This window comes from Pseudomonas sp. VA159-2, from assembly GCF_024126635.1.
GTDB lineage: Bacteria > Pseudomonadota > Gammaproteobacteria > Pseudomonadales > Pseudomonadaceae > Aquipseudomonas > Aquipseudomonas muyukensis.
In genome coordinates, this window is the sequence record NZ_JAMYBV010000001.1 from 38,686 (window position 1) to 61,177 (window position 22,492).

23 protein-coding genes are annotated in these 22,492 nt (G+C 65.2%); 2 read left to right on the forward strand and 21 right to left on the reverse strand.

Annotation, left to right across the window (positions count from 1 at the left end; genetic code table 11):
• Positions 1-44: 44 nt before the first annotated feature.
• Complete coding sequence (locus tag NJG22_RS00160; RefSeq protein ID WP_253091654.1) at positions 45-2,600, forward strand: sulfite reductase flavoprotein subunit alpha; 2,556 nt, start codon at positions 45-47, stop codon at positions 2,598-2,600.
• A gap of 128 nt (positions 2,601-2,728) precedes the next feature.
• Here the strand turns inward: NJG22_RS00160 and NJG22_RS00165 are convergent, their stop codons facing one another.
• The 21 genes from NJG22_RS00165 to trmJ form a co-directional block, all read right to left on the reverse strand.
• Positions 2,729-3,520 carry an amidohydrolase gene (locus NJG22_RS00165; protein WP_253091655.1) on the reverse strand — a complete coding sequence of 264 codons (792 nt, stop codon included), beginning with the start codon at positions 3,518-3,520 and terminating at the stop codon, positions 2,729-2,731.
• Complete coding sequence (locus tag NJG22_RS00170) at positions 3,508-4,656, reverse strand: pyridoxal phosphate-dependent aminotransferase (RefSeq protein ID WP_253091656.1); 1,149 nt, start codon at positions 4,654-4,656, stop codon at positions 3,508-3,510. Before NJG22_RS00170 ends, NJG22_RS00165 begins: the two co-directional genes overlap by 13 nt.
• 273 nt (positions 4,657-4,929) lie before the next feature.
• Positions 4,930-6,393 (reverse strand): ribosome biogenesis GTPase Der, encoded by a 1,464-nt coding sequence (gene der, locus NJG22_RS00175; protein ID WP_253091657.1) that lies wholly within the window; start codon positions 6,391-6,393, stop codon positions 4,930-4,932.
• Positions 6,394-6,509: 116 nt separating this feature from the next.
• Complete coding sequence (gene bamB, locus NJG22_RS00180) at positions 6,510-7,652, reverse strand: outer membrane protein assembly factor BamB (RefSeq protein ID WP_253091658.1); 1,143 nt, start codon at positions 7,650-7,652, stop codon at positions 6,510-6,512.
• Position 7,653: 1 nt separating this feature from the next.
• Entirely contained in the window at positions 7,654-8,295 is a 642-nt protein-coding gene (locus NJG22_RS00185; RefSeq protein WP_134689980.1) for a tetratricopeptide repeat protein, read from the reverse strand.
• A gap of 39 nt (positions 8,296-8,334) precedes the next feature.
• On the reverse strand, positions 8,335-9,624 hold the full coding sequence (gene hisS, locus NJG22_RS00190; RefSeq protein WP_253091659.1) for a histidine--tRNA ligase: 1,290 nt from the start codon (positions 9,622-9,624) through the stop codon (positions 8,335-8,337).
• A 23-nt stretch (positions 9,625-9,647) separates the two neighbouring features.
• Positions 9,648-10,757 carry a flavodoxin-dependent (E)-4-hydroxy-3-methylbut-2-enyl-diphosphate synthase gene (gene ispG / locus NJG22_RS00195; RefSeq protein ID WP_134689982.1) on the reverse strand — a complete coding sequence of 370 codons (1,110 nt, stop codon included), beginning with the start codon at positions 10,755-10,757 and terminating at the stop codon, positions 9,648-9,650.
• Between the two features lie 3 nt (positions 10,758-10,760).
• Positions 10,761-11,789: a RodZ domain-containing protein gene (locus NJG22_RS00200; RefSeq protein WP_253091660.1), complete on the reverse strand. Its 1,029-nt coding sequence runs from the start codon at positions 11,787-11,789 to the stop codon at positions 10,761-10,763.
• Positions 11,786-12,547, reverse strand: coding sequence for a type IV pilus biogenesis/stability protein PilW (gene pilW, locus NJG22_RS00205; protein WP_253091661.1), 762 nt, complete (start codon positions 12,545-12,547; stop codon positions 11,786-11,788). The genes NJG22_RS00200 and pilW overlap by 4 nt, the downstream gene beginning before the upstream one ends.
• Positions 12,548-12,560: 13 nt before the next feature.
• Positions 12,561-13,703 carry a 23S rRNA (adenine(2503)-C(2))-methyltransferase RlmN gene (gene rlmN, locus NJG22_RS00210; protein WP_217850035.1) on the reverse strand — a complete coding sequence of 381 codons (1,143 nt, stop codon included), beginning with the start codon at positions 13,701-13,703 and terminating at the stop codon, positions 12,561-12,563.
• Positions 13,704-13,731: 28 nt separating this feature from the next.
• Positions 13,732-14,157, reverse strand: a complete 426-nt coding sequence (ndk, locus tag NJG22_RS00215) for a nucleoside-diphosphate kinase (protein ID WP_023630072.1) — start codon at positions 14,155-14,157, stop codon at positions 13,732-13,734.
• A gap of 89 nt (positions 14,158-14,246) precedes the next feature.
• The gene (iscX, locus tag NJG22_RS00220; protein WP_027920277.1) at positions 14,247-14,447 is read right to left on the reverse strand and encodes a Fe-S cluster assembly protein IscX; all 201 of its coding nucleotides are present in this window, start codon (positions 14,445-14,447) and stop codon (positions 14,247-14,249) included.
• Positions 14,448-14,457: 10 nt separating this feature from the next.
• Positions 14,458-14,799 carry an ISC system 2Fe-2S type ferredoxin gene (fdx, locus tag NJG22_RS00225; RefSeq protein ID WP_134689986.1) on the reverse strand — a complete coding sequence of 114 codons (342 nt, stop codon included), beginning with the start codon at positions 14,797-14,799 and terminating at the stop codon, positions 14,458-14,460.
• Between the two features lie 3 nt (positions 14,800-14,802).
• The gene (gene hscA, locus NJG22_RS00230; protein ID WP_253091662.1) at positions 14,803-16,665 is read right to left on the reverse strand and encodes a Fe-S protein assembly chaperone HscA; all 1,863 of its coding nucleotides are present in this window, start codon (positions 16,663-16,665) and stop codon (positions 14,803-14,805) included.
• 43 nt (positions 16,666-16,708) lie between these two features.
• Positions 16,709-17,230: a co-chaperone HscB gene (hscB, locus tag NJG22_RS00235; protein ID WP_253091663.1), complete on the reverse strand. Its 522-nt coding sequence runs from the start codon at positions 17,228-17,230 to the stop codon at positions 16,709-16,711.
• An 8-nt stretch (positions 17,231-17,238) separates the two neighbouring features.
• Positions 17,239-17,562: an iron-sulfur cluster assembly protein IscA gene (iscA, locus tag NJG22_RS00240; RefSeq protein ID WP_023630636.1), complete on the reverse strand. Its 324-nt coding sequence runs from the start codon at positions 17,560-17,562 to the stop codon at positions 17,239-17,241.
• A 34-nt stretch (positions 17,563-17,596) separates the two neighbouring features.
• Positions 17,597-17,983: a Fe-S cluster assembly scaffold IscU gene (gene iscU / locus NJG22_RS00245; RefSeq protein ID WP_007929523.1), complete on the reverse strand. Its 387-nt coding sequence runs from the start codon at positions 17,981-17,983 to the stop codon at positions 17,597-17,599.
• Positions 17,984-18,029: 46 nt separating this feature from the next.
• Positions 18,030-19,244 carry an IscS subfamily cysteine desulfurase gene (locus tag NJG22_RS00250; protein ID WP_217850040.1) on the reverse strand — a complete coding sequence of 405 codons (1,215 nt, stop codon included), beginning with the start codon at positions 19,242-19,244 and terminating at the stop codon, positions 18,030-18,032.
• Between the two features lie 42 nt (positions 19,245-19,286).
• Complete coding sequence (gene iscR, locus NJG22_RS00255; protein ID WP_008092572.1) at positions 19,287-19,778, reverse strand: Fe-S cluster assembly transcriptional regulator IscR; 492 nt, start codon at positions 19,776-19,778, stop codon at positions 19,287-19,289.
• A gap of 168 nt (positions 19,779-19,946) precedes the next feature.
• Positions 19,947-20,735: a serine O-acetyltransferase gene (gene cysE, locus NJG22_RS00260; RefSeq protein ID WP_217850042.1), complete on the reverse strand. Its 789-nt coding sequence runs from the start codon at positions 20,733-20,735 to the stop codon at positions 19,947-19,949.
• 3 nt (positions 20,736-20,738) lie between these two features.
• Positions 20,739-21,509 (reverse strand): tRNA (cytosine(32)/uridine(32)-2'-O)-methyltransferase TrmJ, encoded by a 771-nt coding sequence (gene trmJ / locus NJG22_RS00265; RefSeq protein ID WP_253091664.1) that lies wholly within the window; start codon positions 21,507-21,509, stop codon positions 20,739-20,741.
• A 151-nt stretch (positions 21,510-21,660) separates the two neighbouring features.
• Here trmJ and suhB point away from each other — a divergent pair, with 151 nt between their 5' ends.
• A complete protein-coding gene (suhB, locus tag NJG22_RS00270; protein WP_217850045.1) occupies positions 21,661-22,479 on the forward strand; it encodes an inositol-phosphate phosphatase in 819 nt (272 codons plus the stop codon).
• Positions 22,480-22,492 lie beyond the last annotated feature (13 nt).

Here is a 22,492-nt window from a genome sequence, read left to right on the forward strand (position 1 = left end):
AATGCACGCCGCGCGGTAGCTGGCGGCCAGACAAGGTAATCGACGTGGTGAAGAAGACACTGTTCCAACTGCACTGGTTCTTTGGCATCAGCGCCGGCCTGGTGCTGGCGCTGATGGGCATCACCGGGGCCATCTGGTCGTTCCAGGAAGAGCTGCTGCGCGCGTTCAACGCCGAAGTGCTCAAGGTCGAGGTGCGCGAGCAAGGCGTGCTGCCACCGGCCGAGCTGGTACGCCGGGTCGAGGCCGCCGAAGGCGACAAGGTGTCGATGCTCTGGGTCGATACCCGCGAAGGCAACGCCGCGCGGATCTTCTTCATGCCCGCGCCCGGCGAGCGCCGCGGCCAGCTGCGCTATGCCGACCCGTACACCGGCGAGCTCAAGGGCGAAGTCGCCGGGCTGGGTTTCTTCAACCTCATGCTCAACCTGCACCGTTTCCTGGCGATGGGCGACAGCGGCCGCCAGATCACCGGCGCCTGCACCCTGATGCTGATCTTCTTCTGCCTGTCCGGCCTGTACCTGCGCTGGCCGCGCAAGGCCTTGAACTGGCGCACCTGGCTGACCCTGGACTGGGCCAAGAAAGGCCGCGCGTTCAACTGGGACCTGCATGCGGTGTTCGGCACCTGGTGCCTGCTGTTCTACCTGCTGTTCGCCTTGACCGGGCTGTTCTGGTCCTACGAGTGGTACCGCGAAGGCCTGAACCGCCTGCTGGCCGACCAGCCAACCGCCGGGGCACAGAAACGCGGTGAAGGCCGTGGCGGACGCCATGGGCCACCCAAGGCGGACAAGAACGCGCCGCCGTTGCTGGTCGACTACGACGCCATCTGGGCAAACCTCAAGGAGGCCGCCGGCCCGAACCTTGCCAGCTATAACCTGCGCCTGCCGCCGGTTGGCGGCCAACCGGCGACCCTGTTCTACCTGCTGCAAGGCGCCGAGCATGAGCGGGCCTTCAACACCCTCACCCTTGATCCGGCCACCGGCGTGATCAAGCGCCACGAGCGCTATACCGACAAATCGTTCAAGGCCCAGTTGCTGCAGAGCGTCTACGCCCTGCACGTGGGCAGCTACTTCGGCCTGCCGGGGCGCATCATCGTCACCCTGGCCAGCCTGACCATGCCGTTGTTCTTCGTCACCGGCTGGCTGCTGTACCTCGACCGCCGCCGCAAGAAACGCCAGGTCCGTGCCGCCCGCGGCGCGGTGGGGAGCACGGCCAGCACTGGCGACAGCTGGCTGATCGGCTTCGCCAGCCAGAGCGGGCTGGCCGAGCAACTGGCCTGGCAGAGCGCTGGCCAGTTGCAGGCCGCAGGCTTGCCGGTCCAGGTGCGTCCACTGGCCGAACTGGGCGAGCCCGAGTTGCGCCAGGCCAAGCGCGCCTTGTTCGTGGTCAGCACCTTCGGCGACGGCGAAGCGCCGGACAGCGCTCGTGGCTTTGAACGCAAGGTACTGGGCCAACCCTGGGCGCTGGAACACCTCAACTACGCCCTGCTGGCCCTGGGCGACCGCCAGTACCCGCACTTCTGCGGCTTCGCCCGGCGGCTCCAGGCCTGGCTCGGCGAACGTGGCGCCAGCAGCGCCTTCAGCCCGGTGGAGGTGGACAACGCCGATCCCGCCGCGCTGCAGCTGTGGCAACAAGAACTGGCGCAACTGACCGGCGCCCGCCCGGTCGCCGCCTGGCAACCGCCTAGCTTCGGCAACTGGCGCCTGGCAAGCCGTGACCTACTCAACCCTGGCAGTCAGGGCGCAGCGGTCTACCTGCTGGGCCTGCAAGCCGAAACACCCTGCGCGTGGGATGCCGGTGACCTGATCGAGATCCTGCCACGCAACGGCCAGCCCCGCGTCGATGCCTTCCTTGCCGGCCTGGGCCTTGATCCACGCAGCCCGGTGCAACTCGACGGCCTGCAGGAAACCCTGGCGCAGGCCCTGGCCAGCCGTCAGTTGCCGGTCAGCCGCGAACACCTGATCGGCCTGCATGCCCAGGCCCTGGTCGACGCCCTGATCCCGCTGAGTGCCCGTGAATACTCGATTGCCTCCATCGCCAGCGATGGCGTGCTGGAGCTGATCGTGCGCCAGGAGCGTCACGCCGATGGCAACCTGGGCCTGGGCTCCGGCTGGCTGACCGAGTACCTACCATTGGAACGCAGTGTCAGCGCACGCTTGCGTCGCAATAGCGGCTTCCACTTGCCCGCCGAGTCGGCGCCCTTGGTGCTGATCGGCAACGGCACCGGCCTGGCTGGTCTGCGCAGCCTGCTCAAGGCGCGCATCGCTGCCGGCGAGCAGCGCAACTGGCTGCTGTTCGGCGAACGCAACCGCGCCCACGATCTGCTGTGTGGCGACGAGTTGCACGCCTGGCTGGAGCGCGGCGACCTGCAACGACTGGACCTGGCGTTCTCCCGCGACCAGGCCGAGAAGATCTATGTGCAGGATGTGCTGTTGCAGCAGGCCGCCGAGCTCAAGCGCTGGATCGACGCTGGCGCGTGCGTGTACGTCTGCGGCAGCCTGCAAGGGATGGCCGCGGGGGTGGATGCGGCGTTGCAGGGGATCCTCGGTGAAACGGTCGTGCAGCAGTTGATCGAGGATGGGCGGTATCGGCGGGATGTCTACTGACCACAGGCCCTGTAGGAGCGGCCTTGTGTCGCGATGGGCTGCGAAGCAGCCCCAGGATATTGCAAGCATTCAAAGTTGCTGGGGTCGCTACGCGGCCCATCGCGACGCAAGGCCGCTCCCACAGAAGCTCAATGCAATTCGAAGGTATCGGCATCCAGGTTGGCCGGGAAGCGCGCGCGGTACGCCGCCAGCTCCGCCGCGCGCAGCACCACGGTGAACACACCATCGGCCTCGCCCGCGCTCAACAGGCTCTCGCCCTGGAAGTCGAGCACCTGGCTGTCGCCTGAATAGGCAAAGCCCTTGCCATCGGTGCCCACCCGGTTCACCGCCGCCACGAAGCACAGGTTCTCGATGCCCCGCGCCGGCAACAGGCGGTTCCAGTGCAGACGGCGCGCCGCCGGCCAGTTGGCGGTGTACAGCAGCAAGTCGGTGTCCTGGGCGTCGCGGCTCCACACCGGGAAACGCAGGTCGTAGCAGATCAGCGGCCGGATGCGCCAGCCCTTGAGCTCGAACTGCACCTGGCGCTCGCCTGGGGTGTAGTGCTTGTGTTCGCCGGCCATGCGGAACAGGTGGCGCTTGTCGTAGTGCAGGATTTCGCCATCGGGCCGCGCCCACAGCAGGCGGTTGCGGTGGCTGCCGTCGGCGGCCTGGATGATCACGCTGCCGGTGATCACCGCATTGGCCTTTTTCGCCTGGGCCTTGAGCCACTTGTAGGTGGGGCCGTTCTCCGGCTCGGCGAGCTGCTCGGAGTCCATCGAAAAACCGGTGGTGAACATCTCTGGCAGGATCACCAGGTCGACCTCGCCGGCCTGCGCGATCATCTCCTCGAAATGCGCGTAGTTCGCTTCGCGGTCGTGCCAGGCCAGGGTGGTCTGCACCAGGGCGATTTTCAGGTTCGCTAGTTCGCTCAGATCGCGCATAGTCGTTCCGCCGCCTGTCGCAGCGTCTCCTCACGTTTGGCAAAGCACAGGCGTACCAGGCGTTGCTCGGGGATGGGTTGCTGGTAGAACACCGACACCGGGATGCTGGCCACGCCATGCTCGCGGGTCAGCCACAGGGCCATGTCGACATCGTTGAGGTCGGGGCGGATCTGCGAATAGTCGACCAGTTGAAAATAGGTACCCGGGGTGCGGGTGAAGGTGAAACGCGAGCCTTGCAGCAAGTCGCAGAACAAGTCGCGCTTGGCCTGGTAGAAGCCCGGCAGTTCATCGATATGCTCGGGGTGCTCGGCCATGAAGTCGGCCAGGGCGCACTGCAACGGCGTGACGCCGCAGAAGTTGACGTACTGGTGCACCTTGCGCAGCTCGGCACTCAGGGCCGGCGGCGCGACCACGTAGCCGGTCTTCCAGCCGGTGACGTGGTAGGTCTTGCCGAACGAGCTGATGACGAAGGCGCGGGCGTACAGTTGCGCGTGGGCCAGCACGCTGGCGTGGCGCACGCCGTCGTAGATCAGGTGCTCGTACACCTCGTCGCTGACCAGGTAGATGTCGCGGTCCTCGATCAGCCGCGCCAGCTGGTCCAGGTCGTCGCGGCTGATCAGCGCGCCACTGGGGTTGTGCGGCGAGTTGAGGATGACCATGCGCGTGCGCGGGCTGAGGGCGTCGCTGAAACGCTGCCAGTCGATGCTGAAGCTGCCGTCGCGCAGTGGCACATGCACGCAGCGCCCGCCCGCCAGCTCTACCGAGGGTTCGTAGCTGTCGTAGCTGGGGTCGAAGACGATCACCTCGTCGCCGGGGTGGATCACCGCCTGGATCGCGCAGAAGATCGCCTCGGTGGCACCTGGGGTGATGGTCACTTCCTGGTCGGCGTCCACCTGCGCGCCATACAACCGGGCGATCTTCGCCGCCACCTGCTGGCGCAGGGCCGGCAAGCCGGTCATCGGCGAGTACTGGTTGTGCCCGGCGGCCACGTGGCGGCCAACGGCATCGAGCAAGGCCTGGGGGCCGTTGAAGTCAGGGAAGCCCTGGGAAAGATTCAGCGCACCGGTTTGCATGGCCAGTTGCGACATGGTGGTGAAGATGGTCGTGCCGACGTTCGGCAGTTTGCTGCGGATCATGAAGCCCTCTTTCCTGGGGTTGGTCCGGCACGGGGTGGAATCCGAGCATAGCGGATCGAGCAGTCAGGAAAAAGGTTGAAACAATAGGGGGATTGCGCTGGGTCAACGCGTAGCCGGGAGATGAATGTCCACGCGCTTCCCTGTAGGAGCGGCCTTGCGTCGCGAAAGGGCTGCGCAGCAGCCCCAGGGTTCAGCAGGACCGCAAGATAGCCGGGGCTGCCATGCAGCCCTTTCGCGACACAAGGCCGCTCCTACAAAGATTGCGCGCGCTTATCAGCGCTTGTCGCGGCGCTTCTTCTCGGCTTTCTTGTGGTGCGACATCAAGCGGCGCTTCTTGTTGACCTGGCGATCGGTGAGGGTGTTCTTCTTGCCCTCGTACGGGTTGTCCCCCCCCTTGTACTCGATGCGGATCGGCGTGCCGACCAGCTTGAGCACCCGGCGGTAGGTGTTCTCCAGGTAACGCGAGTAGGAGTTGGGGATCTTGTCGGTCTGGTTGCCGTGGATCACGATCAGCGGCGGGTTGGCGCCACCGAGGTGGGCATAGCGCAGCTTGATCCGGCGGCCGTTGACCAGCGGCGGCTGGTGCACGCTGATGGCGTCTTCGAGAATCTGCGTCAGGCGGCTGGTCGGCCAGCGGGTGACCGCCGACTTGAACGCGGCCTGCACCGACTTGTACAGGTGGCCCACGCCGGTGCCATGCAGCGCAGAAATGAAGTGGATGTCGGCGAAGTCGACGAAGAACAGCCGGCGCTCCAGCTCGGTCTTCACGTAGTCGCGCTCGCCCGGCTCCATGCCATCCCACTTGTTCAGGGCGATGACCACGGCACGGCCGGCGTCCAGGGCGAAGCCCAGCAGGTTCAGGTCATGGTCGACCACGCCTTCGCGGGCGTCCATGACGAAGATCACCACGTTGGCGTCCTTGATCGCCTGCAACGTCTTGACCACCGAGAACTTCTCGACTTCCTCGTGGATCTTGCCGCGCTTGCGCACGCCGGCGGTGTCGATGAAGGTGTACTTCTCGCCATCACGCTCGAACGGGATGTAGATACTGTCGCGGGTGGTGCCCGGCTGGTCGTATACCACCACGCGCTCTTCGCCGAGCATGCGGTTGACCAAGGTCGACTTGCCGACGTTGGGGCGGCCGATGATGGCGATCTTGATGCCATCCTTCTCGCTCGGGCCTGGAATGCGCGTAGCTTCCTCGCCTTCGGCGACGTCCTCGTCGAGGGCTTCTTCCTCAGGGTCGCGCGGGATATGGCCGAGCAGCGACTCCATCAGGGCGTTGATGCCGCGGCCCTGGGATCCGGCCACCGGGATGGCGTTGCCCATGCCCAGCGGCGAGAACTCGGCGCGGGCGATATCGGGGTCGATGTTGTCGATCTTGTTGGCGACCAGCACCGCTTCCTTGTTCCGCTTGCGCAGGTGGTCGGCGATCATCTGGTCAGCCGCGGTCATGCCGGCGCGGGCATCGACCAGGAACAACACGTAGTCGGCTTCCTCGATGGCCATCAGCGACTGCTCGGCCATTTTCTCGTCCATGCCCACTTCGTCACCGGTGATACCGCCGGTGTCGATGAGGATGTAGGAACGACCCTGCCAGCTGGCATCGCCGTACTGGCGGTCACGGGTCAGGCCCGACAGGTCGCCGACGATGGCATCGCGGGTCTTGGTCAGGCGGTTGAACATGGTGGATTTGCCGACGTTCGGCCGGCCCACCAGGGCGATTACGGGAACCATGCGGCTCTCCACTCTTGAATTCTTGAAAATGCAAAGGCCGCTGCAAGGCAGCGGCCGGTATTCGGGGGCGCATCGTGCGCCACAGCCCGGGGCCGGTCAGAGCCCCAAGCTTAGCTTCAGCGGATGGTCAGTGCCTCGAGCTTGCCGCTGTTGCCAAAGACGTAGATGGTGTCGCCGACCACCAGGGGCCGGGCGCGCAGGCCATCGCTGTCGATACGCTCACGGCCGACGAAGCGACCATCGACCTGGCTGAGCAGGTGCAGGTAACCCTCGAAGTCCCCCACCGCCACGTAGCTGGAGAACACTTCCGGCGCCGACAGCTGCCGGCGGGCCATGCTGTCGTTGCTCCACAGCGCGCTGGAGGAACGTTCATCGACACCCTCGACGGTGCCCGAAGCCAGGCTCACGTAGACGTTGCCGAAGCCCTGGGCGACACCGACATAGCTGCTGGCATCGCGCTGCCAAAGCACGCGGCCGCTGTCCACGTCCAGGCCGGCGACGCGGCCTTGATAGGTGCTGACGTACAGGGTGCCGCCGGACAGCAGCAGGCCGCCGTCGATGTCGACCACCCGGTCCAGCTCGGAACGGCCCTGCGGGATGGCCACGCGGCTTTCCCACACTGGCACGCCGTTGCTGATGTCCACCGCCGCCACCTTGCCGGTGGACAGGCCAGCGATGGCCAGGCGGTTGGTCACCACCGGGGCACCGGTGCCGCGCAGGGTCAGTACCGCCGGGCTGCTCTCGTAGATCCAGCGGCGGTCGCCGGTGGCGGCGTCCAGGCCGATCAGGCGGTCGTCCTGGGTCTGTACCACCACCACGTCGCCATTGTTGGCCGGCGGTGCCAGCACTTCGCTGGTGACCCGGGCGCGCCAGCGTTCCTCACCGGTGCTGGCGTCCAGGGCAACCACTTCACCCTTGAGGGTGCCGAGCATGACCAGGCCATAGCCGACGCCGACCGCGCCGGATACCGGCAGCTCCAGGTCCTGCTTCCACACCACGTCGCCGTTGACGCGGTTGAGGGCGAACACCTTGCCGGTGACGTCTGCCGCGTAGATGCGATCGTTCTCGATGGCCGGTACCAGGGTGTTGTAGGTTTCGCCCTGGCCATCACCGATCGAACGGCTCCACTGCTTCTTGAGCACCACTTCCTCGGTGAACTTGGTCAGCTCGGCCGGGGGCAGTTCCTTCTTGCTGTTGCTGCTGCAACCCGCGGCCAGTACGGCGAGGGTGAGCACAGCTGCTGTTTTCCAACCCTTCACTTCAGGCGTCCCCTTTGGCCAGGTCATCCAGCTTCAGTTGCAGGCCACCGATCGCGGCGTCGTCGGACAGCGCGGCCTTGGCTTTTTCGTAGGCGCTGTGCGCGTCGTCGGCACGCCCCAGCTGTACCAGCAGGTCGCCCTTGAGTTCTTCACGGCTGGCCTGGAAGGCCTTGTCGGTATCACCGTCGAGCAGCTTGAGCGCGTCCTCGGCCTTGTCCTGGGCCGCGAGCACGCGGGCCAGGCGCTGGCGGGCGATCTCGCCCAGGGTGGCATCGGCCGGCTTTTCCATCACGCCCTTGAGCTCGCTGGCAGCATCGTCCAGCTTGCCGCTCTCGACCGCGACCTTGGCCACGAACAGGCTGCCGTACTGGGCATAGGCGCTGCCGCCAAACTCGCTCTTGAGCTTGCTCGACAGCTCGGCGACCTTGGTCGCATCCGGCTTGCCGTCAGGGGTCAGCGAGGTTTCCAGCAAGGCCTGGTACAGCGCCGAGGCACCCTGCGACTGGTTGGCCTGGTACTTGTGCCAGGTCTGCCAGCCCATCACCACCACGCCGGCCAGCAAGGCACCGGTCAGCAGCGGCTTGCCGTTGCGGTTCCACCAGTCCTTGATCCCTGCCAGATCATCATCATCGGTACTCGACACCCCAATACTCCTTTTCGCCTATTCGCTTGTTGAACCGCGTTACGCTTGCGCGATCGCGGTTTCCAGGTGCTCAGCCAGAGCAGCCCAGGCAATGTTCTGTTGGTCGCCCTGGCCACGCAGGGGCTTGAGGCCGATTTCTTGCTTGGCCAGTTCGTCGTCACCCAGGATCAAGGCGAACAAGGCGCCGCTCTTGTCGGCTTTCTTGAACTGGCTCTTGAAGCTGCCTGCACCGGCGTTGACCGCCAGGCGCAGGCCCGGCAGGCGATCGCGCAGGCCTTCGCTCAGGCGCAGGGCGGCCAGCTCGGCTTGTTCACCGAAGGCACACAAGTACACATCGAGGGTGCGGCTGAGCGACTCGGGCACCTTGCCCAGGGTCTCCAGCAGCAGGATCAGGCGCTCGATGCCCATGGCGAAACCAACGCCCGGGGTCGGCTTGCCGCCCATCTGCTCGACCAGGCCGTCATAGCGGCCACCGGCGCAGACGGTGCCCTGGGCGCCGAGCTTATCGGTGACCCACTCGAACACGGTCTTGCTGTAGTAATCCAGGCCGCGCACCAGCTTGGTGTTGATCACGAACGGAATGCCGGCGGCGTCGAGACGGGCCTTGAGGCCCTCGAAGTGCACGCGGGATGCTTCGTCCAGGTAGTCTTCCAGCTTCGGCGCGCCGACCAGCACCGCCTGGGTGTTCTGGTCCTTGCTGTCGAGGATGCGCAGTGGGTTGCTCTTCAGGCGGCGCTGGCTGTCTTCGTCCAGTTGCTCGAGGCGGGCGCTGAGGTAGTCGACCAGCGCGTCGCGGTAGCGCGCGCGGGCTTCACTGGTGCCCAGGCTGTTGAGCTGCAGTTGGACGGCATCCTGGATGCCGAGCAGGCCCCACAGGCGCCAGGTCAGCATGATCAGCTCGGCATCGACGTCCGGGCCGTCGAGGTTGAACACCTCCACGCCGATCTGGTGGAACTGGCGGTAGCGGCCTTTCTGCGGGCGCTCGTGGCGGAACATCTGGCCGATGTACCAGAGTTTCTGCACCTGGCCGTTGCCGGTGATGCCGTGCTCGAGCACGGCGCGCACGCAGGCGGCGGTGCCCTCGGGGCGCAGGGTGAGCGAATCGCCGTTGCGGTCCTCGAAGGTGTACATCTCTTTTTCGACGATGTCGGTCACTTCACCAATCGAGCGCTTGAACAGCTCGGTGAACTCGACGATCGGCGTGCGGATCTGGCTGTAGCCGTAGCTGTCCAGCAAGCCGGCCACGGTGCCCTCGAAGTAGCGCCACAGCGGCGACTGGTCGGGCAGGATGTCGTTCATGCCACGGATGGCTTGCAGCGATTTGCTCACGAATAGTCCTTACGAATCTGTGCTCAGCCGCGGGCGATCAGCGCCGCGTCGGCCTCGGCCTTCTCGGCCGCTTTCTGGCGGATGAGCTTTTCCAGCTCGTCGACCAGGTTGTCGTTGTTCAGTTTCTGCGACGGCTTGCCATCGATGTACACCAGGTTCGGCGTGCCACCGGTCAGGCCCACGTGCGACTCCTTGGCTTCGCCCGGGCCGTTGACCACGCAGCCGATCACCGCCACGTCCAGCGGCACCAGCAGGTCTTCCAGGCGCCCTTCCAGCTCGTTCATGGTCTTGACCACATCGAAGTTCTGCCGCGAGCAGCTCGGGCAGGCGATGAAGTTGATGCCGCGCGAGCGCAGGTGCAGCGACTTGAGGATGTCGTAGCCGACCTTCACTTCCTCGACCGGGTCGGCCGCCAGCGAAATGCGAATGGTGTCGCCGATGCCTTCGGCCAGCAGCATACCGAGGCCGACGGCGGATTTCACCGTCCCCGAGCGCAGGCCACCGGCTTCGGTGATGCCCAGATGCAGCGGCTGGATGATCTGCTTGGCCAGCAGGCGGTAGGCTTCGACGGCCATGAACACGTCCGAGGCCTTGACGCTGACCTTGAAGTCCTGGAAGTCGAGGCGGTCGAGGTGCTCGACATGGCGCAGCGCCGATTCGACCAGCGCGGCCGGGGTCGGCTCGCCGTACTTCTTCTGCAGGTCTTTTTCCAGGGAGCCGGCGTTGACCCCGATACGAATCGGGATGCCACGGTCGCGGGCGGCATCGACCACCGCGCGCACGCGGTCTTCGCGGCCGATGTTGCCCGGGTTGATGCGCAGGCAGTCGACACCCAGCTCAGCCACGCGCAGGGCGATCTTGTAGTCGAAGTGAATGTCGGCGACCAGCGGCACGCTGACCAGCTGCTTGATACGGCCGAACGCCTCGGCGGCGTCCATGTCCGGCACCGACACGCGGACGATATCCACGCCGGCATCGACCAGGCGCTGGATCTGCGCCACGGTGGCGGCCACGTCGTTGGTGTCGGTGTTGGTCATGCTCTGCACCGCGATGGGGGCATCGCCACCCACCGGCACATTGCCGACCCAGATTTTGCGGGATTCGCGACGTTTGATCGGAGATTCGCCGTGCATGACTTACTGTCCCAACTTCAGGCGAGCGGTTTCGCCACTGGTGAACGGGGCGACATCGACCGCCTGGCCGTTGTAGCTCACCTGGGCGCCGCGGGCGAAGCCCAGGCGCACCGCGAACGGTGGCTTGCCGGTCAGTTCCAGGCTGTCGCCCTTGCGCTTGATGGCGCTGAACAGCACCTTGCCGTTGCCGTCGGTGACCTGGGTCCAGCAATCGGCGGTGAACTGGATGTGTACATTGGCGCCACCGGCGGCGGCCGGAGCGGCCTCGCTGACCGGCGCCGGCGCTGCGGCCACGGGGGCAGCGGGCACCACGGGGGCGACCGGGGCAGCCTGCGTGCCGGCGACGGCCGGGGCCGGGGCACTGGCGAGCGGCGCGCTCGGCGCCACAGGGGCGGCCGGTGCGGTAGCGCTGGCGGGCGCCGCCGGGGCTTGCGCAGCCTCGGCCGGTGCCGCGTCAGGGCTGGCGGGCTCCAGCGGCAGGGCCTGGCCCTCGGCTTGCTGGCCCTCGCTCACGGCCTGGTCTTCCGGCTCGTCCAGCGGGTGGATCTGGGTGGTGCCGTCGGCGCTCTCGACCTCGACGTGCTCCAGGGCGATCTTGGCCAGATCCTTGCCCCGCTGGCTGCTCTGGTCCTGCCACCAGAAGAAACCACCGCCGACCACGGCCACCAGCAGCAGCAGGCTGACCACCCGCAGGATGTTGTGGGACAGGCGCACCGGCTCTTCGATACGGCCCAGCGCATGCACTTCGCTGCCCTTGGCGTGGCTCCCGGTGATCTGGTCGAAAGCCTCGACCAGCGGCGCCTGGTCCATGTCCATCAACTTGGCATAGGCGCGAATGTAGCCACGGGCGAAGGTGTGCCCCGGCAGCTTGTCGAAGGCGCCGTTTTCCAGGTTGTTCAGCGAAGATACCGTGAGGTTGAGCTTTCGAGCGACCTCGGCCTGGCTCCAGTCCCGCTTTTCGCGGGCCTGGCGCAAGACGTCACCGGGGTTCTGGCCAGTCGCTGCTGCTACTTCGGTGTGCGCGGCTTTCATCGTTGCTCCGACAGGTATTGCTGATATTCCGGCGTACCGGGATAAAGTCGTTGTAGTTGCTGGCCCAACCGGGCCGCGTCGCCCTGTTCGTCGAGGGCACGGGCCAGGCGGCTGCCCAGCAGCAGGCTGCGGGCGTTCTGGTCGCTCAGTTGGCTGAATCGATCGTAGTAGTCCCGGGCCGGCACATAATGCCTGTTTTCGTAGGACAACTCAGCCATTTCGAGCAAAGCCTTCGGTTGCCGCTGATTGAGCCGAAGGGCTTTTTCCAGATAGTCGCGCGCTTGCGCCGCCTGCCCCAGCTTCAGGGCGGTCAGCCCCAGGTTCTCGTACACCCGGGACCGCTCAGGATACAGGGTATCGGCGGCGGCCTGGCGAAAGTTCGCCTGGGCTTCGCCGAAACGGCCCTGAGCATATAGGAAACTGCCGTAATTGTTACGGATTCGTGTGTCATTCGGCTGGGTCGCCAGCGCCTTGGCAAAGTGCTGGCCAGCCAAGGCCGGTTCGCCTTCGGCCTGGAACACCAGCGCCAGGGCGGCGTGGGCATCGGCATCTCGGCTGTCGAGGGCCAGGGCCTTGCCCAGTGGCGCCTTGGCCTGTTCGGTCAAGCCTTGTTGCAAATACCCCAGGCCCAACTGCACATAGGCCCTACCCGCGTCCTCGCGCCCCTGGCGGCTGGCCAGGGGATCGCCCGCGCCGCCGGACACGCAGCCGGCCAGCAGCGAAAGCGTCAGGATCGACAGCGCGGCGCGCAAGGTCATGGGCAGGTGCTCGTCAGGGGCGCGCGGCGCTGTCTTGCGGCTCGTCGGCGGCCAGCTGGCGCACGGCGATGTAGCGCTCGCTGCGACGGGTGCGGTCGTTGACCTGGCCCACCAACTGCCCACAGGCGGCGTCGATGTCGTCACCGCGGGTGGTGCGGGTGGTGACGTTGAAACCACCGTGGTGCAGCAGGTCCTGGAAACGACGAATGGCGTTGTTGCTCGGCCGTTCGTAGCCCGAGTGCGGGAACGGGTTGAACGGGATCAGGTTGATCTTGCATGGCACGTCGCGCAGCAGTTCGATCATTTGCGCCGCGTGCTCAGGCTGGTCGTTGACGTCCTTGAGCAGGGTGTACTCGATGGTCAGCACACGCTTGCCACCCAGGGTGGACATGTAGCCCATGCACGAGTCCAGCAGCATCTTCAGCGGGTACTTCTTGTTGATCGGCACCAGCTTGTTGCGCAGTTCGTCGTTCGGCGCGTGCAGCGACAGGGCCAGCGACACGTCGATGTGCTTGGCCAGCTCGTCGATCATCGGCACCACGCCCGAGGTGGACAGGGTCACGCGACGCTTGGAAATGCCATAGCCCAGATCTTCCATCATGATCTTCATGGCGGCGATGACATTGTCGAAATTCAGCAGGGGTTCGCCCATGCCCATCATGACCACGTTGGTAATCGCGCGGTCGATCTTGGCCGGGACGGTCCCGAAGGATTTGTTGGCAAGCCACACCTGGCCGATCACTTCGGCGGCGGTGAGGTTGCTGTTGAAGCCTTGCTTGCCGGTGGAGCAGAAACTGCAGTCCAGGGCGCAGCCGGCTTGCGACGACACGCACAGGGTGCCGCGATCGTCGGTAGGGATGTAGACGGTCTCGACGCAGCTGCCGGAGGCAACGCGGACCACCCACTTGCGGGTACCGTCGGCGGAAATGTCTTCACTGACCACCTCCGGACCACGAATCTCGGCAACGGCCTCGAGCTTTTCGCGCAAGACCTTGCCGACGTTCGTCATGGCGGCGAAATCATCAACGCCAAAATGGTGAATCCATTTCATCACCTGACCGGCACGGAAGCGCTTCTCCCCGATTGAGTCGAAGAACTGTTCCATTTCCGCCAGGGTCAGCCCCAGCAGGTTGATCTTGTCAGTCGATGTCGTCATGGATTCACCCTTACCCGTAAGCTTTCGCTTAGCGAGTGGTTACCTCGGTAGCAGCGAAGAAGTAAGCGATTTCGCGAGCAGCGGCGGCTTCGGAGTCCGAACCGTGAACGGCGTTGGCGTCGATCGACTCGGCGAAGTCGGCACGGATGGTGCCGGCAGCAGCTTCTTTAGGGTTGGTAGCGCCCATCAGCTCACGGTTGGCCAGAATGGCGTTCTCGCCTTCCAGAACCTGGACAACGACTGGGCCGGAAGTCATGAAGGCAACCAGGTCACCAAAGAAGCCACGCTCTTTGTGCTCGGCGTAGAAGCCTTCGGCTTCGGCTTTGGACAGCTGCTTCATTTTCGAAGCGACGACGCGCAGGCCGGCTTTCTCGAAGCGAGTGGTGATCTCGCCGATGACGTTCTTGGCAACGGCGTCAGGCTTGATGATGGAGAAAGTACGTTGAACAGCCATGGAAAACTCCAGAATATTGAGTATTGCGAAAAATTAAACCCGCGAATTATACGCGGGTTCCAGGGGATTGCCTAACCTGCAGCGTGCGCTCAGTCGGCTTCCTCGATCCAGGCCGCCTGGATGGCCTCGAGCACTTTCTCACCGCCGCGTGACGGATCGTCGCTGAACTCTGGCAAGGCCAGCACCCAACGGTGCAGATCGACGAAATTCACATATTTAGGATCGACGTCCGGCTTGCTTTCCGCAAGCTGGATGGCGATCTCAAGTACATCAATCCATTTCAGGCTCATGGGGCAAACCTCAGTGCGGCGCTTCGGCGGCGTGGTTGAGCGAGTACTTGGGGATCTCGATGGTGAGGTCCTCGTCGCCGACGATCACCTGGCAGGCCAGGCGCGATTGCGCTTCCAGGCCCCAGGCCTTGTCCAGCATGTCTTCCTCGAGCTCGTCGGCTTCCTCGAGCGAGTCGAAGCCTTCGCGCACGATGCAGTGGCAGGTGGTGCAGGCGCACACACCGCCACAGGCGCTTTCCATCTCGATGTGATGCTCGTGGGCCAGCTCCAGGATATTGGTGCCTGGCTCCACTTCAACCACCAGCCCGTCCGGGCAGAACTTTTCGTGCGGCAGGAAAATCACCTGGGGCATCGGTTACTCCTCGATCTCATTCAGGTTGCGCCCGGCCAGTGCGGCTTTGACCGTCGAATCAAGGCGACGGGCGGCAAATGCATCGGTCACCTGCGACAGACGCTTGGTCTGCTGCTCGATGGCGACGCCATCGGTGCCGCTGAGCAAATCACGCAATTCTTGCATCTGGAAGGCGATGGCCTCGCGCTCGTCGCTGCTGAGCAGGCGCTCACCGTCGGCATCGAGGGCGCCCTGCACCGCTTCGAGCAGACGCTCGGCATCGACCTGGTGCTCGCGCAACTGGCGGGCCTGCTTGTCGGAACCTGCGTGCTCGAAGGAGTCCTTGAGCATGCGCGCGATCTCGCCGTCGGTCAGGCCATAGGACGGCTTGACCTGGATGCTCGACTCGACCCCCGAGCCCAGTTCGCGGGCTGCCACGCTGAGCAGGCCGTCGGCGTCGACCTGGAAGGTGACGCGGATCTTCGCCGCGCCGGCGACCATCGCCGGGATGCCGCGCAGCTCGAAGCGCGCCAGCGAACGGCAGTCGCTGATCAGCTCGCGCTCGCCTTGCAGCACGTGGATCATCATGGCCGACTGGCCATCCTTGTAGGTGGTGAACTCCTGGGCGCGAGCCACCGGAATGGTGGTGTTGCGCGGGATCACCTTCTCCATCAGCCCGCCCATGGTCTCAAGGCCCAGGGACAGCGGGATGACGTCGAGCAGCAGCAGTTCGCCCCCTTCGCGGCGGTTGCCGGCCAGGGTGTCGGCCTGGATGGCGGCACCGATGGCCACCACCTGGTCCGGGTCGATCGAGGTCAACGGGGTGCGGCCGAACAGCGCGCCGACCGCTTCGCGTACACGCGGCACGCGGGTCGAACCGCCGACCATCACCACCGCGCCGACCTCCTCGAGCTCCACGCCGCTGTCGCGTACGGCGCGGCGGCAGGCCTTGAGGCTACGGGCCACCAGCGGCTCGATCATCGCCTCGAAGGCGGCGCGGCTCAGCTCGCCTTGCCAGGCGCCGTGGCTGACGACGACTACATCGGCATCGGTCAGGGCTTCTTTGGCGGCGCAGGCGGCCTGCAGCAACTGGCGCTGGGTAGCCGGGTCAAGGTCCGAGGACAGCCCGGCCTGCTCGATGATCCAACCGGCAATGGCATGGTCGAAGTCATCACCGCCCAGGGCGGTGTCGCCGCCGGTGGCCAGCACCTCGAACACACCGCCGGTCAGGCGCAGGATGGAAATATCGAAGGTACCGCCACCCAGGTCGTAGATCGCCACAAGGCCTTCGGCGTTCTGGTCCAGGCCATAGGCCACGGCCGCTGCGGTGGGCTCGTTGAGCAGGCGCAGCACGTTCAGGCCGGCCAGGCGCGCAGCGTCCTTGGTGGCTTGGCGCTGGGCATCGTCGAAGTAGGCGGGCACGGTGATCACCGCACCGACCAGCTCGCCACCGAGGGTGGCCTCGGCGCGCTGGCGCAGCACCTTGAGGATATCGGCGGACACTTGCACCGGGCTCTTGGGCCCCTGCACGGTATCGATGAACGGCATGTGCGATTCGCCACCGACGAACCGGTACGGCAGCTGCTCGCCCAGTTGTTTGACGTCCGCCAGGCCACGCCCCATCAGGCGCTTGACCGACAGGATGGTGTTCAGCGGGTCGCTGGAGGCGGCGTCGCGCGCGGCCTGGCCAACTTCGTTGCGGCCTTCGAGGTAGCGCACCGCCGACGGCAGGATCAACTGCCCCTGGGCATCGGGCAGCGGTTCGCTGCGCCCGCTGCGCACGGCGGCGACGAGAGAATTGGTGGTGCCCAGGTCGATACCCACCGCCAGGCGGCGCTGGTGCGGCTGGGGGCTCTGACCGGGTTCGGCGATCTGCAGTAGGGCCATGCTTATCTGAGTACCTTAGGCGTCATCACGGGCGACGCCGGGGTTAATCGTCGAGGCGCTCTTCGAGTTGGCGCACTTCTTGGGCGAGCTTGTCGAGGAACTGCATGCGGCGCATCAGGCGCTCGGCCTGGTCGCGCTCGGCAGCTACATCCCAGCAGGCGGCGAAATCCTCGTTGAGCTTGTCCTGGGCGGCCTTGAGGCGCTTCTTGAACACCCCCACGCCATCGAGGTCGGCTTCGTCCTGCAGCTCTTCGAGCTCTTCGCGCCACTGCATCTGCTGCAGCAGGAAGTCCGGGTCGTGCACGGTGACTTCCTGGGGCACTTCGTGGCCACCGATGGCCAGCAGGTAGCGGGCACGGCGGGGCGCGCTGCGCAAGGTCTGGTAGGCGTCGTTGAGGGCCGCGGACTGTTCCAGGGCGAGGCGTTGCTCGCGCTCGGAAGCATCGGCGAAGCGGTCCGGATGGACCTCGCGGGCCAGCTCGCGATAACGCGCGGCCAGCTGGTCGAGGTCCAGGCGGAAGCCCGGCTGCAGGTCAAACAGGGCGAAATGGCAAAGAGTACCCACAGCCAGCCTCAGACGTTGAAGCTTTCGCCGCAGCCACACTCACCGCGCACGTTGGGGTTGTTGAACTTGAAGCCTTCGTTCAACCCTTCCTTGACGAAGTCCAGCTCGGTGCCATCGAGGTACACCAGGCTTTTCGGGTCGATGATGACCTTCACGCCGTGGTTCTCGAACACCTGGTCCTCTGCGGCCAGCTCGTCGACGAACTCCAGCACGTAGGCCAGGCCCGAGCAGCCGGTGGTGCGCACGCCCAGGCGAATGCCCTCACCCTTGCCGCGCCCGTCGAGGGAGCGGCGAATGTGGTTGGCGGCGGCTTCTGTCATGCTGATAGCCATCGGAACTCCTTACCTCTACCTTGCGTCAGTCGACTCAGATCAAGCCTTTCTTCTGCTTGTAATCGCGCACGGCTGCCTTGATGGCATCTTCGGCGAGTACCGAGCAGTGGATCTTGACCGGCGGCAACGCCAGTTCTTCGGCCAGCTGGGTGTTCTTGATGGTCTCGGCTTCGTCCAGGGTCTTGCCCTTCATCCACTCGGTGGCCAGGGAGCTGGAGGCGATGGCCGAACCGCAGCCGTAGGTCTTGAACTTGGCGTCTTCGATGATGCCTTGCTCGTTGACCTTGATCTGCAGACGCATCACGTCGCCACAGGCCGGGGCGCCGACCATGCCGGTCCCGACATCCGGGTCCTCGGCGTTCATCTTGCCGACGTTGCGTGGGTTTTCGTAGTGGTCGATGACCTTTTCACTGTATGCCATGGTGCAATTCCTTCCTCATCAGGGAGCCGCTCTTGCCGGCGACTGCTTAGTGGGCGGCCCACTCGATCTTGGAGATGTCGACGCCGTCTTTGTACATGTCCCACAGCGGCGAGAGTTCGCGCAGCTTGTTGACTGCCTTGCAGACTTCCTGCGCGGCGTAGTCGACTTCTTCTTCGCTGGTGAAGCGGCCGAAGGAGAAGCGGATCGAGCTGTGCGCCAGTTCGTCGTTGCGGCCCAGGGCGCGCAGGACGTAGGACGGCTCGAGCGAAGCGGAGGTGCAGGCCGAACCGGACGAAACGGCGATGTCCTTGAGCGACATCAGCAGCGACTCGCCTTCGACGTAGTTGAAGCTCAGGTTCAGGTTGTGCGGCACACGCTGGGTCTGGCTGCCGTTGACGTACAGCTCCTCGAGGTTGGAAACCTGCTTGAAGAAGCGGTCGCTCAGGGCCTTGATGCGCACGTTTTCCGCGGCCATTTCCTGCTTGGCGATGGCGAAGGCTTCGCCCATGCCGACGATCTGGTGGGTCGGCAGGGTGCCCGAACGCATGCCGCGCTCATGGCCACCGCCGTGAATGATGGCTTCCAGGCGCACGCGCGGCTTGCGGCTGACGTACAGCGCGCCGATGCCTTTGGGGCCGTAGACCTTGTGCGCCGAGAACGACATCAGGTCGACCTTGAGCTTCTGCACGTCGATCTCGACCTTGCCGGCCGACTGGGCGGCGTCGACATGGAACAGCACGCCGCGCGAGCGGGTCAGCTCACCGATGGCGGCGATGTCGTTGATCGAGCCGACTTCGTTGTTCACGTGCATCAGCGAGACCAGGATGGTGTCGTCGCGCAGGACGGCCTCGACCATGGCCGGGGTGACGATGCCGTCTTCGCCGGGCTCCAGGTAGGTCACCTCGAAACCTTCACGCTCGAGCTGGCGAGCGGTATCCAGGACCGCCTTGTGCTCGATCTTGGAGGTGATGATGTGCTTGCCCTTGGTCTGATAGAAGTGCGCCACGCCTTTCAGGGCGAGGTTGTCGGACTCGGTGGCACCACTGGTCCAGACGATCTCGCGCGGGTCGGCGTTGATCAGCTCGGCCACTTGGCGGCGGCCGTTTTCCACCGCTTCCTCGGCTTTCCAGCCGAACACGTGGGAACGCGAGGCCGGGTTACCGAAGTTCCCGTCGACCAGCAGGCACTCGGCCATCTTCTGCGCAACGCGCGGGTCGACCGGGGTGGTCGCGGAGTAATCGAGGTAGATCGGCAACTTCATTGAGTATCTCCTATCAGGCGGTGGCGTCGCTCGTCGCTGCTATCAGTCGACGGCGGACGTCTCAATCTTGTCCAGCTGGGCGGTACGGCCTGCGACGCGGCGCAGGTCCTGACGCTGGGCGACTTCCTGCACCTCGCGGCGCATGACGAGGTCGGCCAGGCTGATGCCACTGAGGAATTCATGGATCTGCTGGCTGAGATCGCACCACAGGTGGTGGGTCAGGCAGGTATCACCGGCGTGGCAGTCCCCCAGGCCCTGGCAGCGGGTGGCATCGACCGATTCGTTGACCGCGTCGATAACCTGGGCCACCTGGATGGTTTCCATGCCCCGCGACAGCTGGTAGCCGCCGCCCGGGCCGCGAACACTGGAAACCAGGCTGCTGCGGCGCAGCTTGGCGAACAGCTGCTCCAGATAAGAGAGGGAAATGCCCTGGCGCTCGGAAATATCGGCCAGAGACACCGGCCCATGCTGCGCGTGCAACGCCAGGTCGAGCATGGCGGTCACGGCGTATCGGCCTTTGGTAGTCAGTCGCATGGCGTATGGGTACCACGGGAGTTACAGGATGTGTGCGAGTATGCGATTCCCGAGCATTTAAGTCAACTATTAGACCTAGTGCTTTAGTCGGGTATGCATGCGGGAGGCGGGCGCGAGTGTAGCAGACAAGGGGCGCGAGCACACGCCCCTTGTGTCGGGCTGGCGCAATCAATGCGCCTGGGTGTCGCCCTGCTTCGCCTCGACGCAGGCTTCGGCAAACTCGTCGGCGGGCAGCGCCGGCAGCTCCTTGGCACAGTAGTCACTGCCCATCCGGGTCAGCGCGCCACACATGCCCTCCAGGCGCTCGTCGACAGCTTGCAGGTGGTCGAGCATCTGGCCGATGGCGCGGGCCACCGGGTCGGGCATGTCGCCGCTGACCCCATAGGCGTCGAAGCCGATCTTCTCGGCCATGGCCTTGCGCTTGGCCTCGAGCGCGTCATCCTCGCTCTTGACGATGATCCGCCCGGGGATACCTACCGCGGTGGCGCCGGCCGGCACCGCCTTGGTCACCACCGCGTTGGAGCCGATCTTGGCCCCGGCGCCGACGGTGAACGGGCCCAGCACCTTGGCGCCGGCACCGACCACCACGCCGTTTTCCAAGGTTGGGTGGCGCTTGCCCTTGTTCCAGCTGGTGCCGCCCAGGGTCACGCCCTGGTACAGGGTGACGTCGTCGCCGATCTCGGCGGTTTCGCCGATGACGATGCCCATGCCGTGGTCGATGAAGAAGCGCCGGCCGATGGTGGCGCCGGGGTGGATCTCGATGCCGGTCAGCCAACGGCCGAAGTTCGACACCAGCCGCGCCAGCCATTTGAAGTCACGCTTCCACAATGCGTTGCCCAGGCGGTGCAGCCAGATCGCGTGCATGCCGGGGTAGCAGGTCAGCACCTCGAAGGCGTTGCGCGCCGCCGGGTCACGATGGAACACGCTCTGGATATCTTCACGCAGACGCTCGAACATCTTTCAGTCCTTCCGTTTATGCGGCTCGCCCCGTGCGACTTTCTGGGTCTCGGTGAGGATGCCGCGCAAAATGCTCATTTCCGAACGATTGACCGCGCTGCGCCCATAGAGCCGGCGCAGGCGCGGCATCAGGTGCTTGGGCTTTTCCGGGTCGAGGAAGCCGATGTCCACCAGGGTCTTTTCCAGGTGGTCGTAGAACAGCTCCATTTCGTCCATGGTCGCCGGCTCGTTGCTGCGCAGCGAGTTGGCATCGAACTTCTCGACTTTCGACGGCGCGCCTTCGGCCGCCAGCCAGGCCATGCGCACCTCGTAGGAGAGCACCTGGACCGCGGCGGCAAGGTTCAGCGAGCTGAAGTCGGGGTTCGAGGGAATGTGCACGTGGAAGTGACATCGCTGCAGTTCTTCGTTGGTCAGGCCGGCGTGCTCGCGCCCGAACACCAGGGCGATCTCTTCGCCGCCACGGGCGTGCTCCACGGCCTTGGCCCCGCACTCGCGCGGGTCGATCAGCGGCCAGGGGATGCTGCGCTCGCGGGCGCTGGTGCCCATCACCAGGCTGCAACCGACCAAGGCGCCCTCGAGGCTGTCGACCACCTGGGCATTGGCCAGGATGTCGTCGGCGCCCGAGGCGCGCGCGGTGGCGTCGCCTGACGGGAACTCTTTTGGCTGCACCAGCACCAGGCGCGACAGGCCCATGTTTTTCATGGCACGAGCAGCGCCGCCGATATTGCCGGGGTGGCTGGTATTGACCAGAACAACACGAATATTCTGCAACAAGGTGTTGAGCTCACGGAGTAGGGATAAAGGGGCAAACGATCTTACAGAAGCGACGGACGTAACGCCACGAAAGCGCATCTGACCCTTCTGCCGTCGTGGATTTCTGATAGACTATGCGGCTTTCCTCTTTAACATCCCAGGTGAAACGCCCATGCAGCCTATGCTGAATATCGCCCTGCGCGCCGCTCGCAGCGCCAGTGAACTGATTTTCCGCTCCATCGAACGCCTGGATAGCATCAAAGTCGACGAAAAGCAGGCCAAGGACTACGTCTCCGAGGTCGATCGCGCCGCCGAGAAGGTCATCGTCGATGCCCTGCGCAAGGCCTATCCGAACCACTCCATCCAGGGTGAAGAGACCGGCCTGCACGCTGGCTCCGGTGAAGAAGGCAAGGACTACCTGTGGATCATCGACCCGCTCGATGGCACCACCAACTTCCTGCGTGGCGTTCCTCACTTTGCGGTCAGCATCGCCTGCAAATACCGCGGCCGCCTCGAGCACGCCGTGATCGTCGACCCGGTTCGCCAGGAAGAATTCACTGCCAGCCGTGGCCGTGGCGCCCAGGTCAATGGCCGCCGCATCCGCGTCAGCTCGCGCACCAGCCTGGACGGCGCCCTGCTGGGCACCGGCTTCCCGTTCCGCGACAGCCAGATGGCCGACCTGGACAACTACCTGGGCATGTTCCGCGCCCTGACGGGCCAGACCGCCGGCATCCGCCGCGCCGGCTCCGCCAGCCTGGACCTGGCCTACGTGGCCGCCGGCCGCTTCGACGCCTTCTGGGAGTCGGGCCTGTCCGAGTGGGACATGGCGGCCGGCGTGCTGCTGATCCAGGAAGCCGGTGGCCTGGTGAGCGACTTCAACGGTGGCCACGACCACCTCGAGAAGGGCCACATCGTCGCGGGCAACATCAAGTGCTTCAAGGCCGTGCTGACGGCCATCCAGCCGCACCTGCCAGAGCACATGAAGCGCTGATCGCCTCGGGCAC